Here is a 17,167-nt window from a genome sequence, read left to right as displayed (position 1 = left end):
ATGCGGCTGCTGCATCCGGGCGGCGACGTCGTCCACCTCGCCTACTGCACCAACGTGCACCAGGCCGAGGACGCCGCCGGCATCGTCGCCCAGCTCGATCGCTTCGCCGCGCCGATCCGCGCCGCGCTCGACGTCCCGGTGCTGGGACTCGGGCTGTGGCTCGCCGCCGACGTCGCCCACGCGCTCGCCAGGGACGCCGCCGCGACGCGCAGGCTGAAGCGCGAGCTCGACGTCCGGGGCCTTGAGGTCGTCACCCTCAACGCCTTCCCCTACCGGGGCTTCCAGGACCCCGTGGTGAAGAAGCGGGTGTACCACCCGGACTGGACGACCGAAGAGCGCCTGGCCTACACGCTCGACGCGGCGACGGTACTCGCCGGGCTCCTGCCCGACGACGTCGGGCGGGGCAGCGTGTCGACGCTGCCGCTCGCCTGGCGCGAACCGTGGGACCTGGTACGCGCGCGCGTCGCGCGGGCGCGTCTTGCCGAACTCGCCGCCGGGCTCGCCGAGCTCGCCGCCATGACCGGCCGTGCCATCCGGGTGGGCCTCGAGCCCGAGCCCGGCTGCGTCGTCGCCACCCTGCGCGACGCCGTGGAGGTCCTCGACTTCCTGGACACCGCGTGGCTCGGCGTCTGCGTGGACGCCTGCCACCTCGCCGTCGAGTTCGAAGAGCCGCACGAGGCGCTCAGCCGTCTCGCGGACGCCGGTCTGCCCGTCGTGAAGGCGCAGGCGTCGTCCGCGATGGAGGCCCGCGACCCGGCCGACCCGGAGACCCGCAGGGTGCTCGCGGGATACCGGGAGCCCCGGTTCCTGCACCAGACGCGTGAGAGGGGGGTCGGCGAGGTCGACGATCTCGATCTCGCGCTGGACGGCGGGCTGCCCGGCGCGTCGCCGTGGCGGATCCACTACCACCTGCCCGTGCACGCGAGCCCGAGACCGCCGCTGTCGAGCACCGCGCACGAGCTCGAACGGGTCATCGACGCGCTGTTCGGCGGCCCGGTCCCGGTGACCGGGCACCTCGAGGTCGAGACCTACACCTGGGATGTCCTGCCCGACCGTCCGCCGGGGGACGCCGGGCTCGTGGCCGGCCTCGCCGCCGAACTCGCCTGGACCCGCGACCGCCTGCTCGCCCTCGGCCTGAAGGAGCTGTGATGCGACCCCTCGTGGTGGTGAACGCCGTCGGCGTGACCCCGAAGCTGCTGCCCCACATGCCGAACCTGCGACGCCTGTCCGAGCTGGGCTTCGGCGCGAGCCTGAACCCGATCCTGCCCGCGGTCACCTGCTCGGTGCAGGCGACGTTCCTGACCGGGCGGCTGCCCCGCGACCACGGCGTCGTCGGGAACGGCTGGTACTTCCGCGACCTCGGCGAGGTGTTCCTGTGGCGGCAGCACAACGCGCTCATCCAGGGCGACAAGCTGTGGGACCACGCCCGCAGGGACCGCGCCGACTGGCGGGTCGCGAACGTGTGCTGGTGGTACGCGATGGGCGCGGCGACCGACCTGCTCGTCACCCCCCGTCCGATCTACCACGCCGACGGCCGCAAGTCCCCGGACTGCTACACCCGGCCGCCCGAACTCCATGACGAGCTCGTCGGCGACCTCGGCGCGTTCCCGCTGTTCACCTACTGGGGGCCGACCGCCGACATCACCTCGTCGCGCTGGATCGTCGCCGCCGCCCGCAGGGTCCTCGCCGGGCACCGGCCGGACTGCATGCTGGTCTACGTCCCGCACCTCGACTACGACCTCCAGCGGTTCGGGCCCGACTCGCCCCAGGCCGTCAAGGCGGCCGCGGATCTCGACACGGTCCTCGGCCCGCTGCTCGACGACGCCCTCGCCGCCGACGCGAGCGTCGTGGTCCTGTCCGAATACGGGATCACCGACGCCGCGCGGCCGGTCGACGTGAACCGCGCGCTGCGCCGCGCGGGCCTCCTCGACGTGCACGTCCAGGAGGGGCGTGAGCTGCTCGACCCGTGGGCGTCGCGGGCCTTCGCCGTCGCCGACCACCAGATCGCCCACGTGTACGTCCGCGACCCGGGCGACCTCAAACGCGTCGCCGACGTGTGCGCCGAGCTGCCCGGCGTCGCGGAGGTCATGGACCTCGACGCGAAGGCGCGCCACGGGCTCGACCACGAGCGGTCCGGCGAGCTCGTCCTCCTCGCCGACCCCGACGCCTGGTTCACCTACTACTACTGGCTTGACGACGACCGTGCCCCCGACTTCGCGCGGTCGGTCGACATCCACCGCAAGCCCGGCTACGACCCCGCCGAGCTGTTCTTCGACCCCCGCGATCCGCTGGTCAAGGCGCGCGCCGCGACGGCGCTGGCCCGCAAGAAGCTCGGCCTGCGCTACACCACGCAGGTCGTCCCGCTCGACCCCACATGCGTGCGGGGCAGCCACGGGAGGCTGCCCGACGATCCGGCGGACGGGCCGGTCTTCCTGTGCTCGGATCCGGGGGTGGGCCGCGAGTCGATCAGGGCGACCGAGGTGATGGGCGTGCTCCTGGAGCTCACGGGGCGGCGCTGAGCACCGCGCTCGGGCCTCAGGAAAGCGTGGTGCGGCCGACGCGCTCCGGCGTCAGGGTCTCCTCGATGACCATGACCGCCGCGCCGATGACGCCGACGCGCTCACCCAGCTCGGAGGCGCGGATCTGCAGGTGCGCCGTGGCCAGCGGCAGCGACCGGCTGTAGACGCGTTCCCGGACGCCGGCGAGCAGGTGCTCGCCGGCGTCCACCAGCTCGCCCCCGATGACGATCACCGTCGGGTTGAAGAAGTTCACCAGCGACGCCAGAACGTCGCCGAGCTCCCGGCCGGCCTGCCGGACGAGGGTCAGCGCGGCCTGGTCGCCCCTGCGGACCAGCCGGACGACGTCCCACGCGTGGCGGGTGTCCTTGCCGTCCGCGCGGAGCCGGTCCGCGATGGCCGCGCCGCCCGCGACCGCCTCGAGGCAGCCGACGTTGCCGCACCGGCATGCCGCGTCGGAGTGCTCGCCCCTGACCCGGATGTGCCCGATGTCCCCCGCGGCCCCCTGCATGCCCCGGTGCAGCCGGTGGCCGCTGATGATGCCCGAGCCGATGCCGGTGCCGATCTTGACGAAGAGCATGTGCTCGATCGTCTGGCCCGTGGACCAGTGCTCGCCGAGGGCCATGATGTTCACGTCGTTGTCGACGAGGACGGGGACGTGCAGTCGCTCGCTCAGCCAGCCCGGCACGTCGAAGTCGTCCCAGCCCGGCATGATCGGCGGGTTCACCGGGCGGCCCGACTCGTGCGCGACCGGGCCTGGCAGCCCGACCCCGACCCCGCTGACGTCTCCCGTGGTGCGGCCCTGCTCCTGGAGGAGTTCCTCGAAGGCGGTCACGAGCCAGCCGAGCACCTTCTCCGGACCCTCGGAGATCGCGATCTCCACCCGCCGCTGGGCGAGGATGTTCGCCGACAGGTCGGTGATGGCCGCCCGCGCGTGCATGGCGCCCAGGTCGGCGGCCAGCACCACCCGCGCGGTCGGGTTGAACGCGAACGCGGCGGCCGGCCTGCCGCCCGAGGACAGGGACTCCCCGGACGGAACGATCCACTTCTGTTCGAGCAGCGCGTCAAGGCGTGCGGTCACGGTCGACCTCGCCATGCCCGTCAGCTTCACAAGATCGCTCCGCGTGCGGGCCTGGCCGTCGCGCAGGAGTGCCAGCAGCTCGCCGACTCCCGTTGCTTCCGTCGTCACGTCTCGCTCCTTGGGTTGTTCCGATGATTCCACATTTTGTTCTGATGTTCCTGAACATAGTTATGCTTGACACTCGTCATAAGTCGATCCTAGTCTGCCGAAGTATGGTTGCTCGATCCGTCAGAAGCATCGGATTTATTGGCAACCGGCACCTGAACTAGCCGACCTCCTCGTCCCCGACCACTCCGAGGTGAACCGGTCCCCCCGAGCCAAGGCCGCGGTAGGTGCGCCTGCGACGGCCCTGGCGTCCACCCTCCCGGAAGGCGGTCACCATGACCCCCACCCCGATCAACGACCCACGGGACGCGCGGGCCACCACCCCCGGCGTCCCGCGGCATCGGCTCGAGGGAGAACCCCAGACCGGTCGCGCGCTGCCGGGCGGACGGACACTGCCCATCTTCGTGGTGCTCGCCGTCCTGCTCGTCGCCATCGCGTTCTCCAGCCCCCACTTCCTCGAGCCGCAGGGGTTCCTGTCCTTCGTGCGCAGGGCCGCCCCGCTCGCCGTCCTCGCCGTCGGCCAGTACCTCGTCATCGTGTCGGGCGAGTTCGACCTGTCGGTGGGCGCGCTGGTCACCGCCGAGGTCGTGGTCGCCGCGCAGCTCATCGACGGCGACGCCTCCGCGACCTTTCCTGTGCTGCTGCTCATGCTGGCCATCGGGGCGCTGGTGGGCCTGGCCAACGGACTCGTCACGACCGCGCTGCGGGTGCCCGCGTTCATCGCGACGCTCGGCATGATGCTGATCATCAACGGCCTCATCACCATGTGGAACGGCGGTGCGCCCAAGGGCGCGCTGTCCGAGCCCTTCCGCGAGCTCGGCCGCGGGAACATCGGGCCGATACCGTGGTCGGTCGTCGTGCTGGCGGCCGTCGCCGTCGGCTTCGTCACCCTCATGCGCACGGACTTCGGCAAGAACCTCGTCGCGACGGGCGAGAACCACCGCGCCGCAGCCCAGTCCGGCATCCGGGTCACCAGGACCAAGACCATCGCCTTCGTCCTGTCCGGCCTCACCGCGGCGATCTGCGCGATCCTGCTGGGCGGCTACGCGGGCGTCTCCTCCCAGCTCGGCCAGGGGCTCGAGTTCCAGGCGGTCACCGCGGTCGTCGTCGGCGGCGTCGCCCTGGGCGGCGGCCGCGGCTCGATCGTCGCCGCGCTGGCCGGCGCGTTCACCCTCGAGGCCCTGTTCACCCTGCTCAACCTGCACGGCATCGCGGGGGCCGTGGAGTTCACCGTGCAGGGGGTCATCCTCATCGCGGCCGTCGCGCTGGGAGCCGTCCGGCTTCCCTGGCGGACCTAGGCGGCCCGGCCCCGCACTCCGGGAAGGATCCACCGATGCACTCCATCCAAGGCGCCCGGCCCGAGGGCGGGGACGACGAACAGCCGACTCCCGACCGGATCACGGCCGACCTCCTCATCCGGGCCAGAGAACTGACCGGGCCCGCCCATAGCGCCGCCGTCGGCGGGCTGCCCGAGGCGTTGCGGCTCGTCGCCGGATACAGCGCGGGCTGGTGGGACGCCGACGGCGTGCCGACCGCCGCGTCGGGCAAATCGGTGCGCTCGGCGCTGGCACTCCTGTGCGCGGGCGCTGCGGCCGCCGCCGACCCAGACGACGCGATGCGCGCGGCGGTGCCGGCGGCGGTGGCCGTCGAGCTCGTCCACGAGTTCTCGCTGCTGCACGACGACGTGATGGACGGCGACCGGACGCGGCGGCACCGTCCCGCGGCGTGGACGGTCTTCGGGACCGCCTCGGCGCTCCTCACCGGCGACGCGCTCCTCGCGCTCGCCTTCCAGGTGCTCGCCCGCAAGTCCGGCGACACGGACGCGACGCGGGTGCTGGCCGCTGCCGTGGTCGAGCTGTGCCGGGGACAGGCCGCGGACCTGCGGTTCGCGTCAGGGCGCGACGATCCGCCGGTGGGCGTCGGCGACTGCCTCGCCATGATCGAAGGCAAGACGGGGTCACTCCTGGCGGCGGCGTGCGAACTCGGCGCGCGCTCGGCCGGCGCGCCGCCGCCCACGGCGTCCCGGTACGGCATGTTCGGGCGCGAGCTCGGCGTCGCCTACCAGCTCGTCGACGACCTGCTCGGCATCCGCGGCGACCCCGGGCGGACGGGCAAGCCCGTCGGCGCGGACCTCGCGGCACGCAAGCTCTCCATGCCGGTCGTCGCCGCGCTGAGGTCGGGGACCAAGGCCGGAGCGCGTCTCGCGGATCTGTACGGCGAGCCAGACGACCTGACCGAGGAGCAGATCCTGGAGGCGGCCGACCTGGTGCGCGCGGCGGGCGGAACCGCCTTCGCCCGCGAGCACGCCCGCCACCACACCGAGCTCGCCCTGCGCGCGTTGGCGGACGCGAGTCCCCGGCCGAGCGCGGCCGCCGACCTGCGCCTCCTGGCGGACCGGCTCATCGGAAGGGACCACTGACGCCCGGGCGACGCGCACCGGTCCGCCGCCGACCATCAGCCGAGGGACGTGCCCGCCAGCGCGTTCTCCACGACCATGACCGCCCCTCCGACGACGCCCGCGCGCTCCCCGAGCCCGCTGGCACGGATCTGCAGATGCTGGGTGGCGAGCGGCAGCGACCGCCGGTAGACGGTCTCCCGTATCCCGGCAAGGAGGTGCTCGCCCGCCCGGCTCAGATCGCCGCCCAAGACGATGGCCGTGGGATTGAGGAAGTTGACGAGCCCGGCGAGCACCTCGCCGACGTCACGTCCGGCCTGGCGGTCCAGCCTGACGGCGTCGTCGTGACCGGCCCGGACGAGCCGCGCCACGTCACGGGCCCCCCGGGCGTTCTCGCCCAGCTCCCGCAGCCGGCCGGCCAGGACCGCGCCGCCCGCCAGCGCCTCGAGACAACCGATGTTCCCGCAGGCGCAGACCAGGTCGTCGGGCGCGGAAGCCGCGCGCACATGGCCGATGTCGCCTGCCGCGCCCTGGGCCCCGCGGTGGAGCTGCCCGTCGGTGATGACGCCGCCGCCGATGCCGGTTCCGTGCTTGACGAACATGAGCTGGTCGACCGCCGGCGCCGTCGCCCGGTGCTCGCCCAGCGCCATCATGTTCACCTCGTTGTCGACGAGCACGGGCGCGCCGAGCGCGTCGTGCAGATGGCGGACGACGTCGAAGCCGTTCCAGCCGGGCATCACTGGCGGGCTCACCGGCCGCCCCGTCTCGTGCTCCGCCGGCCCGGGGAGCCCCACCCCGACGCCGCACAGGTCAGTGAGGTCGCGCCCCAGCCCGGACAGGAGCTCGGACGCCGTCTCGATCACCCAGCCGAGCACGGATCGCGGCCCTTGGACGACGGCGATCTCGGCGCTGGACTCGGCGATGATCGCGGCGTTGAGGTCGGCCACGGCGAGGCGGGCGTGGGTGACGCCGAGGTCGGCGGAGAGCGCGAGTTTGGCCCCGGGGTTGAAGGCGAACGCGGTGGCGGGTCTGCCGCCCGAGGCGACCGCCTCCCGCTGGGGAACGATCCACCGTTCGGACAGCAGGACGTCGAGCCGTCCGGCGACGGTGGAGCGGGCGAGCCCCGTCATCTCCACGAGCTCGGCCCGCGTGCGCGCCCCTCCGTCGCGGAGGATCGCCAGAAGGCCGGCCTTCGCGTCGGTCGTCAAGATCGCCCCCAGGGTAATGCGTGTCGCGTTTACGGTGACCGCCCGGACCTGCCGGCCGCGACGACTGCCGCGTCGCCGCGAGGGAACGCCGGTGGCCCGGTCCCGCGGGCAGGTGCGGGACCGGGCCTGTCTCGGTCAGTCGCAGGACAGGCGGGCGCCCGCCCAGTCCGCGTGGTCGGCGTTCTTGCCGTCCGCGGTGGCGCGCACGACGAGCGACACCGACGCGGGCCTGCGCAACGGCACAGCGACCTGTGCCGTCTCGCCGGGCCGCAGGACCGGGCTGGTGTACAGCGTGGTGCCGTCGGCGATGACCTCGAAGATCACGCTGGCGGCGCTGCCCGCTTCGGCGTCGACCCCGACCAGGGCGTCGAAGCCGTGGCATGCGCCGTTGACCGGCAGCGTCACCGTGCTGTCGGCGTGGGCGCCGATGCCGTGCCGGTAGCGCACCCCGCCGAGGGTGAGCACTGTGCCGTCACGCGCCGGGGTCTCGCCGTTGCTGACGTTCCGCTCGACGGGGCCCCAGCCGTTGGTGGACGACGTCCAGGTGCGGTCGCCCGCGTAGGAGCCGTTCGACGGGTTCTGGCCGCAGGAGATCTGCGCGTCGGCCCAGTCGGCGTGGTCGTTGTCGATGCCGTTGCGGGAGTCGGTGGTCCGCAGCTCGAGATTGCGGTAGCCCTTGGTGGGCACCGAGATCGTGACCGGGCCCGCGCCGCCCCTCAGCACGTCGGTGTAGGCGAGCAGCACGCCGTCGCCGTACACCTGGAAGCGGACGCTGCCGTTCGTGCCGACCTCGGCGTCGACGCCCACCTTGGCCTCGAAGCGGTGGCAGGCTCTGCCGAGGTAGACGTGCACCGCGCTGTCGGCGTGCACGCCGATGCCCTTGGCGTAGACCGTGCCGCCGATGGTCAGCGGCTGGCCGTCGCCCGCCGCGGAACCGCCGTTGCTGCGGTTGCGCTCGACCGGGCCCCAGCCGTTGGAGGAGGCGAGCCAGGGCAGGTCGCCGACCTGGTGGGTGCCCGCGCCGGGCGCGGCGGCGGTGGTGGTGCCGGTCCGGGTGACCTTGAACACCGCGACGCCGTGGCCGGCGACCGAGGCGCTGATGGCGCCCGTGGTGGTGGACTCGGCCTTCGACCACAGGTCCTTGAGCTGGTAGGAGCTCGACCCGCCGAGCCCGATCTCGGCCGCCGTGGTGCTCACGGTGGTGGTCGCGGTGTTGCGGTTGAACAGGACCGCGACGACCGAGCCGTCCGACATCGGCTTGCCCCACACCTGGGTGCCGTTGCCGAAGTCGCGCAGCAGCCTGCCCTGCGAGCCGCCCCAGTCCTGGTTCACCGCGATGAGGTCGGTGTTGGTCAGGATGGTCTTGGTGGCCGCGTCCATGGCCGAGAGGTCGTTGCCGGCGAGCAGCGGCGCGTTGAGCAGCGCCCACAGGCTGAAGTGGCTGCGGTACTCGGTGTCGGTCATGCCGCCGTTGCCGACCTCGAGCATGTCGGGGTCGTTCCATGCGCCGACCTTGGCGAACGGCTCAAGGCCCTTCTGCTGGTCGAGCAGGCTGAGGGTCTTGGGCCAGTTGTCCGCGATGTCACCCGTGGTGCGCCACAGGTTGGCGGCCACGGTGGGGCCGAACTCCCACGGCGCGCTCTGGCCCCAGTTGCACACGCTGTAGACGATGTCGCGGCCGGTGTTGCGCAGCGCGGTGCCCATGGCGGTGTACCGCTGCAGGGCGCTCTGCCCCTTGCGGTCGCCGCAGTTGTCGTACTTCAGGTAGTCGATGCCCCAGGACGCCCACAGGTCGGCGTCCTTCTGCTCGAAGCCGATGGAGCCGGGCTGCGGTCCGACGCCGGTCGGGCCGGTGCACGTCCGGTCGCCCGCGCTGGAGTAGATGCCGACCTTCAGCCCCTTGCTGTGGATGTAGTCGGCGACCGCTTTGATCCCGTTGGGGAACTTGGTCTTGTGCGGCACAAGGTTGCCGTCCGCGTCACGGTTGCGTTCGGCCCAGCAGTCGTCGATGTTGACGTAGTTGTAGCCGGCGGCGGCCATCCCGGACGAGACGAGCGCGTCGGCGGCGGCCGTCACGCGGGCGAGCCTCGTCATCTCCACGAGCTCGGCCCGCGTGCGCGCCCCTCCGTCGCGGAGGATCGCCAGAAGGCCGGCCTTCGCGTCGGCCGTCAAGATCGCCCCCAGGGGTAATACGGGTAATTCGTCAATTGCGGCGCAAAGAATTGGTCTTGAGAGTGATTGAAACTTGTCGGATTGATGTCGGGTGTGCGGCCTTGGGGGCGGTGTCTGAAGCGCGGGGGCGCTGACAGGGCTCAGGACGGGGGCGTCGAACGGCTGGGTGAAATGTCGGGATGGCCGTGTTCGCCTGGAGAAATGTGCCGTATGGGGGTGTCGGGGGTGGTCTGGGGCGGCGGAGGGGGTGGTGTGGTGGCGGGTTAGGTTGGGGGGATGGGGTCCGCGCATCGGGGGAGCGCGGCCGGTCTTGTGCTTCATCCGTCGAAGCCGGTGGACCGGTCGGTGGAGACGATCATGGCGTTCACCAGGACGCATGAGGTTCGGGTGGTGGCGCGGGAGGTCGACCGGGACAGGGTTCCGGGCGGGGTCGACCTTGTTTCTGAGGGTGAGTTCGTGGGCGGGGTGGACTTCGTCGTCGCGCTGGGGGGCGACGGGACGATGCTCGGGGCGATGCGGCTGATGGTCGGCAGGCCGGTGCCGGTGCTCGGGGTGAACCACGGGAACCTCGGGTTCCTCGTCGAGGTGATCCCCGAGGCGCTGCCGTCGGCGTTGGAGCGGCTGACCGAGGGGGATTTCACGATCGAGCGGCACGCCTGCCTCGAGGCCGAGGGCACAGGGGGGATCGCGACGCGGTTCGGGTTCAACGACGTGGTGCTCGGCAGGCCGGGGCGGGTCGGCGCGGTCTCGGTCGACCTGATCGTGAACGACCAGCGGTTCGGGTACTACCGGTGCGACGCCGTCGTCGTCTCGACGCCCACGGGGTCGACGGCCTACAGCTACGCGGCGGGAGGGCCGATCCTGTCGCCGTCCTCCGACGCGGTCGTCATCACGCCGGTCGCGCCCATGTCGGGCGTCAGCCGTCCCGTCGTGCTCGGCGCGCAGGACCGGGTGCGGTTCACCGTCGCGCAGGACAGCGCGCCGGTCGCGGTCGACGTCGACGGGATACCGTCCGGCGCGCTGGGGCACGGCGACGAACTCGCCGCGGTCCTGCGCCGCGAGGCAGCCCACGTCGTGCGCTTCTCCTCCGCCGAGCACGCGGGCCGCAGCAGCGTCAAGCTGAGCCTGCTCGACCTCCCCCTCCGCCCCGACCAGCTCCTCGAGCTCATCCCGCCCGACCTCCGCCGCGACGCCGCCCGCCTGCGCGACCGCGCCCCGGGCACTTCCTGGCACCCGCCCCCGGACGAACCCTGACGCCGATCCCGGCGGGAGGCGGCGAAGGTAGTTCGAGCTTTGACAGTTAGAACTCTAATGGTTAGAGTCCTGACTATGGACGCACCGAGGCTTGCCGGCACGCTCGAGCTGGCGCGATGGATCACATGGGCGCAGCGCAAGGCCGCCGAGGACTGGATCAAGGAACGCGGGCTCAGCTTCGAGCAGGGCTTCGTGCTCGGCTACCTGGTGCAGAAGCCGGGGGAGATCCAGCGCGACATCGCCAGGACCACCCGGACGAGCGCGGCGAGCGTGTCGAGCCTGCTCCAGGGGCTCGAGCGGCGCGGCCTCGTCGAACGGCGCACCGAGCCCGGCGACGAGCGCAGCAAGCGCGTCTACGCGACCCAGGCGGGCGCGGATCTCATCGCCGGGCTCGAGTCCGCGATGCTCGCCGCCGACGAGATGATCCTCGCGCCGCTGGACGACGCCGAGCGGGCCACCCTCCACGCCCTGCTGACGAAGATCACCGCGGAGCTGCCGCAGCCGACCCGGTAACCGGGAACGCGCGTCCCCCCAACCACGCCGCGCCGGCTTCCGCCGACGCGCGCTCGACCCTGCCCGGAAAGAAGCAGTCATGAACCCCACAAGTCCCGAATCACCCGTGCAGGGCGACGCCGTCGGCACCAACCGCTGGTATCTGTCCGGCGCGCCGATCATCCGCTCCCTCGTGCACCTGTGCGTGCCGATGGCCGCCGGAATGGTCATCAGCGCCCTCTACAACGTCATCAACGCGGGCTTCATCGGCTCGCTGCACGACTCGACGCTGCTCGCCGCGATCACGTTCGGCACGCCGCTGCTCGGCCTCGTCCTCGCGTTCGGCGGGGTGTTCGGCGTCGGCGGCAGCGCGCTCATCTCACGGCTGCTGGGCGCGGCGGAGCACGACCCCGCCAAGGCCGCTGAGATCAGGCATGTCTCCTCGTTCTCCGTCTGGGGCTCGGTGCTCGCCGGGGTCGTGGTCGGCGGCCTCGGACTGCTGCTGCTCGATCCGCTCGTGGCGCTGCTCGGGGCCGACGGGGCGGCGGCGTCCCCGACCAAGGCGTTCGTCGCGGTCATGCTCGCCTCGGTCCCCGTGCTGTGCGCGGCGCTCTGCCTCGAGCACCTCGTGCGGTCCGAGGGCGCGGCGCGGCAGGCGATGATCGGGCTCATCGTGTCCACGATCGCGAACCTGGTGTTCGACGTGCTGTTCATCCTCGTCCTGCACTGGGGTGTCGCGGGCGCGGCGCTCGCGGTCGGCCTGGGCAACCTGCTCAGCGCCGCGTACTGGGCCCTGTGGCTGCACCGCAACAGCGAGCACGTGAGCCTCGCGCCGCGCTGGTTCACGCTGCGGCTCTCCGTCGTCAAGCCGGTCCTCGGCGTGGGCGTCGGCCAGCTCTTCCAGTCGGCCTTCATCGTCGTCACCGCGCTGGTGCTCAACAACCTCGCGGCCGCCTACGGCGACGACCCGCTCGCCGCCATGGGCGTCGCGGTCCGCATCGCGCAGGTGCCGGAGTTCCTGGTGATGGGCGTGACGATCGGCGTGCTGCCGCTGCTCGCCTACTCCTACGGCAAGGGCGACAGGCAGCGGCTGACGGCGGCGCTGCGCGGCTCGGCGATCGCGGTCGGCGGCATGGCCGTCGGATTCTCCGCGCTGGTGTTCGTGTTCCGCGAGCCCGTGCTGTCGCTGTTCACCGCCGACCACGCGGTCCTCGCGGTCGCCGTCACGATCCTCGTCGCCCAGCTCGTCGCCATGGTCGCGAACGGGTTCACGGGGCTCATCACCTCGCTGTTCCAGGCGACCGGGCGCGTGGTGCCCGCGACGGTGATGTCCACCGCGCAGGGCGTCCTGTTCATCCCGATCGTGCTGCTCGGCAACCTCTGGTTCGGGCTCGCCGGGATCATCTGGGCGCTCACCCTCACCGAGGGCATCGTGCTCGTCGTCGGGATCGTGATGTGGTTCGCGACGCGTCAGGCGATCGAGCGGGGGCTCGCCGAGGGCAGCCCGGAGCGCGCGGAGGAGATGCTCGTGGAGGCGTGAACACCTGTCAGGCCCACGCCGCGCGGCGTGGGCCTGACGCGTTCAGGGGGCGGGTTGCGCGGTGAGGCGTCCGGTGAAGAAGGCGGCGAGGGCCGTGGTGTCGCCGGGGTCCCGGGTGCCGCCCTTGAGCAGGGCGAGCGCGCCCTTGGCCAGGACGTCGGCGAGGACGTCGAGGTCGTGGCCGAACTCGGCGGGACGGGCCAGGTACCGCAGAGCCAGCCCCTCTTCGAGGGCCGTCATGAGCATGGCGAACGTGTGGAGCGGGATCTCCGGGCGCAGCTCACGGCCCATGGCGGCGATGACGCTGGCATAAGCGCCGCTCCACCACGTGGTGGCGGCGTCGTAGAAGCGGGCGAGCGGCTCCTCGAACGCCTTCGGGACGGGCTGGCTCACACAGATCAGCAGCTTGATCCGCAGGACCGGGGTGCCGAACACCGTGTTGAGGTCGGCGCGTGCGATCTGGAAGGCCGCGTCGCCGAAGTCGGGGACCGCCTCCACGACCCCCGGGGCCTCCTCGGACAGCTGCTGCTCGACCGCGTAGTGCGCGGGGTGCAGGGCCCAGGCGAACAGGTCGGCGTAGAAGTCGGGCATGCACTTCCAGCGGTACTCCATCACCGCACGGGTGACGCGCCGGTCGCCCACGCGTTCGCGGTAGCGCTCCATCACGCTGTCCTGGCTCGGCCAGACCACGGCGAGCGGCATGTCCTGCGACTGCGGGCGGTCCTGGAACGCGGCGGTCACCGCGTCGAGTCCTGCTTCCAGGAGGAGCCGGGTCTTGTCGTCCGGAAGGGACGGCCTCGGCTGGAGATGGCGCAGCGCGGAGAGCGGGTCGTCTTCGTCCACCGGACGATCATCACGTGCCGCACCGCAACAAGCAAGATCGCTTGTTGCCCGGCCGTACCCGCCTTCGCGAGAATCTTCCGCGACGGCGGGGGCGTCGTCGGTCCACGCAAGGCGCCTAAGCGCCGGGAACGCTCGGAGGCGGGCCCGGTGGGGGGCCGCGTCGTCCGGATGCCCGCAGGGCGCCGCCGACGCGCCGGAGCAGCGCGCGGACACGCGGAACCGGCCGCGGCGGCACCCACCCGCCGCGGCCGCGACCTTCCCTCGCGATCATATTCGGGAGCAGGTCCGGCTAGTCCGGGCCCGTCAGGACTCCCGGGGGTTCGTCCGTGACCCGGCCGTGCGGAGCCGGAGCGCGAGGATGGCGGCCTCGGGTGCGCCTATCCCCTCGAAGAGGTCGAGCGCCTGCCGCCAGTGGATGCGCGCGGCGTCCGGGCCGCTCGTGTCAAGGACGACCGATCCGATCCCGTCATGGATTCTCGCCTGCTGGAGCGGGTCGCCCATCTCCTGGGCGAGCCGGAGAGCACGCTCGTAGTTCGCCAGCGCCGACGCGTGCCGGCCGAGCCCGCCCTCGGCGTCGCCGATGCCGGCGAGCGCGCGGGTCAGCTCGTAGAGTTCGCCGAGGGATTCGGCGATCTCCTTGGCCTCGGTGTGGTGGATGATCGCCTCGCTGTGCATCTCGAGTTCGCGGTAGGTCGCGCCGATGCTGTTGAGTGCGCTGGCGATGTTGCGGCGGTCGCCGGTGTCCCGGAACGTGGAAAGGGCGTGCCGGTAGCGGCGGAGCGCCTCGCGGTGGTTGCCCTTGTAGTGTTCGATGCGCCCGAGGTTGTTCTGGACGATCGCCAGCGCCTGCCTGCCGGTGATCGTCTCGTAGATGGCCATCGCCTCCCGGTAGCGGTCGACGGCGTCACGGTGCAGGCCGCGTCGGCGGTGCACCTCCCCGAGGTTGTTGAGGGTCATCGCCTCACCCCGCAGGTCGCCGATCCTCCGGAAGATGGCGAGGGACGCGGTGAAGCTCTCCACCGCCTCCGGATAGCGGCCCAGGTGGCAGTACGCGATGCCGCTGTGCCCGAGCGCCTCGGCCTCGCCGCGCACGTCACCGACGCCCAGGTAGATGACGTGCGCCTCCTGGTGGTGGGCGAGCGCCTCGCGGATGCGTCCGTTCGACCAGTGGACGATGCCCATCCAGTCGAGGGTCTCGGCCTCCGCGCCCCGGTCGGCCAGGCTCCGGAAGAGGCTTCCCGCCTCCCGGAAGTTGTCGAGGGCCGCGCCGTGGTGACCCGTCCTGAACAGGACGTGGCCGAGTTCGAACATGGCCTGGGCGACGCCGCGCGGCTCGTCGAGGGAGCGGTAGGCGGTGAGCGCCATCCGCACGCAGGACGCGCACTCCTCCCACAGGCCGGACGTCTCGAGGTACGTCGAGATCGCGATGGCGAGGTCCGCGCCCTTCCGCTTCCCCTCCTGGCGGACGGTGTGCTGGGCGACCGTCAGGATGTTCCGCCACTCGCCCGCCAGAAGCTCGCGGTAGGCGGCTTCGGAGGCCGGTGGGCTGGAATCCGCCTTCCCCGGGTTCTTCGTGCGGCGGCGGTGGGGGTGCAGCGCCCGATCCGCCTCACGGGTGACGTCGAGATAGTACGAGGCGAGCCGTTCGATGCCTCGGCGGTGCTCTCCGGTCCTGCCCTCCCTGACCCCGCGGTCACGGGCGAACAGCCGGGTCAGGTCGTGCAGCGCGTACCCGTCGCGGGCCTCCCCGGAGAGGAGATGGTGCTCGACCAGCGCCTCGAGGTCGGCCCGCACCTCCTCCGCCGGGACCTCGGTGAGCACCGCGGCGGAGCGCTCGGTGATCCGCGGACAGGGGCTCGCCGCGATCTGGCGGAGCAGCCGGCGCTGCCGCTCGGTCAGCTGCTGGTAGGACAGTTCGAAGGCCGCGTTCAGCGCCGAGTCGGTGTGCCACTCGTCGTCGCCAGGGCCGCTGGAGACCAGGTCGGCCATGAGGGCGGCCGCGTCATTGGCGTAGGTGTCGCGGAGGCTGGCGGCGGCCAGCTTGATCGCCAGGGGGAGGTTGCCGAGGCGCGCGACGATCTGGGCGGCGACGGGGTCGTCCTCCGGCTGGCCCGCGGTCCGCACGAAGAGCGTCCTCGCCTCCTCCGAGGTGAGGACGTCGAGGTTGACGCGCCGGACCCCGGTGAGGGAACGCAGGCGTCTGCGCGTGGTCACCAGGACGCGGCTGCCCTGGCCCCGGGGGAGGATCGGCGCGATCTGCGCCGGATCGGTGACGTCGTCGAGGACGACGACGAGCCGCCGGTGCGCGATCTCGCGCTGCCAGAGCTCGGCGCGCCGCGGCAGCGCGTCGGGCAGCCGGGTCGGCGGCACGTCGAGCATCCGCAGGAGTTCGGCGAGCGCGGCGGACGGGCTGAGCGGGCTGCCGCCCGGCTCGTGCTCGCGCAGGTTGAGGTAGAGCTGCGCGTCCGGGTACTGACGGCTCAGCTGGTGCGCCGCGTAGGACGCGAGCGCCGACTTCCCGACGCCGGGCATGCCCGCGATGACGTCGACCGTCGTCCCCGGGCCGGGTCTGCCGGTGAGGACGGCGAGCTCGGCCGCCCGTCCTGTGAAGCCGTCCGGCGGCGGGGGGAGCGTGCGGGGCTGGTCGGCCCGGCCGGTCCTGCGGTACATGGGGGTGACGGCGAGGTCGAGGTCCTGGCGCAGGATCTTCTGATGGAGGTCGCGCAGCCTGCTCCCGGGTTCCGAGCCGTAGGAGTCACGCAGGAGGCGGCGTGTCTCCTGGTAGACGCGCAGCGCGTCGGCCTGCCGGTCGCAGCGGTACAGCGCGACCATGAGGTGGCCCACGAGGCGCTCGTCCTCGGGGTGCCGGGCGAGCAGCCTGTGCAGCTCGCCGATGACGTCGGCGTGCCTGCCGAGGCGGAGTTCCACCTCGATCCGTTCCAGCCGCGCGGCGCGTATCTCCTCGGCGAGGCCGAGCCGTATCCGCTGCGTCCAGCTGCCGGAGAGCCCGGCCAGGGGTTCTGCGCCGCACTCCGCCTCGGCCGCGGCGAACAGGGTGAGGGCCTTGTCCCCGTCGCCGCTCTCGGCGATGGACACCGCCTGACGTCGCAGGCGGCGGAACCGGAAGAGGTCGATGACGTCCTCGTGGTCCGCCACGACGACGGTGTAGGTCCCGGCGTGCGCCCTGATCTGGACGGCGTCGCCGGTCGCCCGCGCGAGCCTGCGGCGGGCGCGTGACAGGTAGCTGATCAGCGTCTCGCGGGCCTGTTCCGGCGCGTCGTCGTCCCAGACCTGGGCGATGAGGGCGTCGGCCGACACCGGGCGGCCGCACTCCAGGAGCAGGGCGGCGAGGACCTTCTGCTCGCGGAGCGATCCCAGGGGGTGTGTGCTCCCGCGCCAGGACAGCTCCAACGGACCCAGCAGTCGAATGGCGTCCATCCGCGGCCTCCGCACCCACCGTCCCCAGCACCCTCGTGAGATTCTCTCATTGATATGGGGGATTTGCCAGGGAATGGCGGCGTTTGCGGTTAATGGCCATTGGTGCATGGCTATCTCGGGCGG

Annotated in this window: 12 protein-coding genes; 7 read left to right on the top strand and 5 right to left on the bottom strand. The window is 72.3% G+C overall.

The features are described 5' to 3' along the window. Complete coding sequence (gene eboE / locus R9X44_RS12525; RefSeq protein WP_319814263.1) at positions 1 to 1,149, top strand: metabolite traffic protein EboE; 1,149 nt, start codon at positions 1 to 3, stop codon at positions 1,147 to 1,149. Further along, positions 1,149 to 2,519 carry an alkaline phosphatase family protein gene (locus R9X44_RS12520; RefSeq protein ID WP_319814262.1) on the top strand — a complete coding sequence of 457 codons (1,371 nt, stop codon included), beginning with the start codon at positions 1,149 to 1,151 and terminating at the stop codon, positions 2,517 to 2,519. The genes eboE and R9X44_RS12520 overlap by 1 nt, the downstream gene beginning before the upstream one ends. Positions 2,520 to 2,535: 16 nt before the next feature. On the opposite strand, the gene R9X44_RS12515 is transcribed toward R9X44_RS12520, so the two are convergent. Then, the gene (locus R9X44_RS12515; RefSeq protein WP_319814261.1) at positions 2,536 to 3,705 is read right to left on the bottom strand and encodes an ROK family protein; all 1,170 of its coding nucleotides are present in this window, start codon (positions 3,703 to 3,705) and stop codon (positions 2,536 to 2,538) included. A 272-nt stretch (positions 3,706 to 3,977) separates the two neighbouring features. Between R9X44_RS12515 and R9X44_RS12510 the strand changes: the two genes are divergently transcribed. Next, entirely contained in the window at positions 3,978 to 5,000 is a 1,023-nt protein-coding gene (locus R9X44_RS12510; RefSeq protein ID WP_319814260.1) for an ABC transporter permease, read from the top strand. A gap of 35 nt (positions 5,001 to 5,035) precedes the next feature. Further along, a complete protein-coding gene (locus tag R9X44_RS12505) occupies positions 5,036 to 6,121 on the top strand; it encodes a polyprenyl synthetase family protein (protein WP_319814259.1) in 1,086 nt (361 codons plus the stop codon). Between the two features lie 35 nt (positions 6,122 to 6,156). Here the strand turns inward: R9X44_RS12505 and R9X44_RS12500 are convergent, their stop codons facing one another. Then, positions 6,157 to 7,305, bottom strand: a complete 1,149-nt coding sequence (locus tag R9X44_RS12500) for an ROK family protein (RefSeq protein ID WP_319814258.1) — start codon at positions 7,303 to 7,305, stop codon at positions 6,157 to 6,159. Positions 7,306 to 7,440: 135 nt separating this feature from the next. Next, positions 7,441 to 9,477, bottom strand: a complete 2,037-nt coding sequence (locus R9X44_RS12495) for an NPCBM/NEW2 domain-containing protein (RefSeq protein ID WP_319814257.1) — start codon at positions 9,475 to 9,477, stop codon at positions 7,441 to 7,443. 276 nt (positions 9,478 to 9,753) lie between these two features. Here R9X44_RS12495 and R9X44_RS12490 point away from each other — a divergent pair, with 276 nt between their 5' ends. The 3 genes from R9X44_RS12490 to R9X44_RS12480 all read left to right on the top strand — a co-directional run bounded on the left by R9X44_RS12490 (position 9,754) and on the right by R9X44_RS12480 (position 12,763). Then, the gene (locus R9X44_RS12490; RefSeq protein ID WP_319814256.1) at positions 9,754 to 10,731 is read left to right on the top strand and encodes an NAD(+)/NADH kinase; all 978 of its coding nucleotides are present in this window, start codon (positions 9,754 to 9,756) and stop codon (positions 10,729 to 10,731) included. 75 nt (positions 10,732 to 10,806) lie between these two features. Continuing rightward, on the top strand, positions 10,807 to 11,244 hold the full coding sequence (locus R9X44_RS12485) for a MarR family winged helix-turn-helix transcriptional regulator (RefSeq protein ID WP_319814255.1): 438 nt from the start codon (positions 10,807 to 10,809) through the stop codon (positions 11,242 to 11,244). A 79-nt stretch (positions 11,245 to 11,323) separates the two neighbouring features. Next, a complete protein-coding gene (locus R9X44_RS12480) occupies positions 11,324 to 12,763 on the top strand; it encodes an MATE family efflux transporter (protein ID WP_319814254.1) in 1,440 nt (479 codons plus the stop codon). Between the two features lie 42 nt (positions 12,764 to 12,805). On the opposite strand, the gene R9X44_RS12475 is transcribed toward R9X44_RS12480, so the two are convergent. Further along, entirely contained in the window at positions 12,806 to 13,606 is an 801-nt protein-coding gene (locus R9X44_RS12475; protein ID WP_319814253.1) for a hypothetical protein, read from the bottom strand. A gap of 303 nt (positions 13,607 to 13,909) precedes the next feature. Further along, positions 13,910 to 17,044 carry an AfsR/SARP family transcriptional regulator gene (locus R9X44_RS12470; protein WP_319814252.1) on the bottom strand — a complete coding sequence of 1,045 codons (3,135 nt, stop codon included), beginning with the start codon at positions 17,042 to 17,044 and terminating at the stop codon, positions 13,910 to 13,912. Positions 17,045 to 17,167: the final 123 nt, after the last annotated feature.

Source organism: Actinocorallia sp. A-T 12471, from assembly GCF_033875155.1.
Classification (GTDB): domain Bacteria; phylum Actinomycetota; class Actinomycetes; order Streptosporangiales; family Streptosporangiaceae; genus Actinocorallia.
Note: the sequence above shows the minus strand (reverse complement) of the source record. Positions and strands in the feature narration are given on the sequence as shown.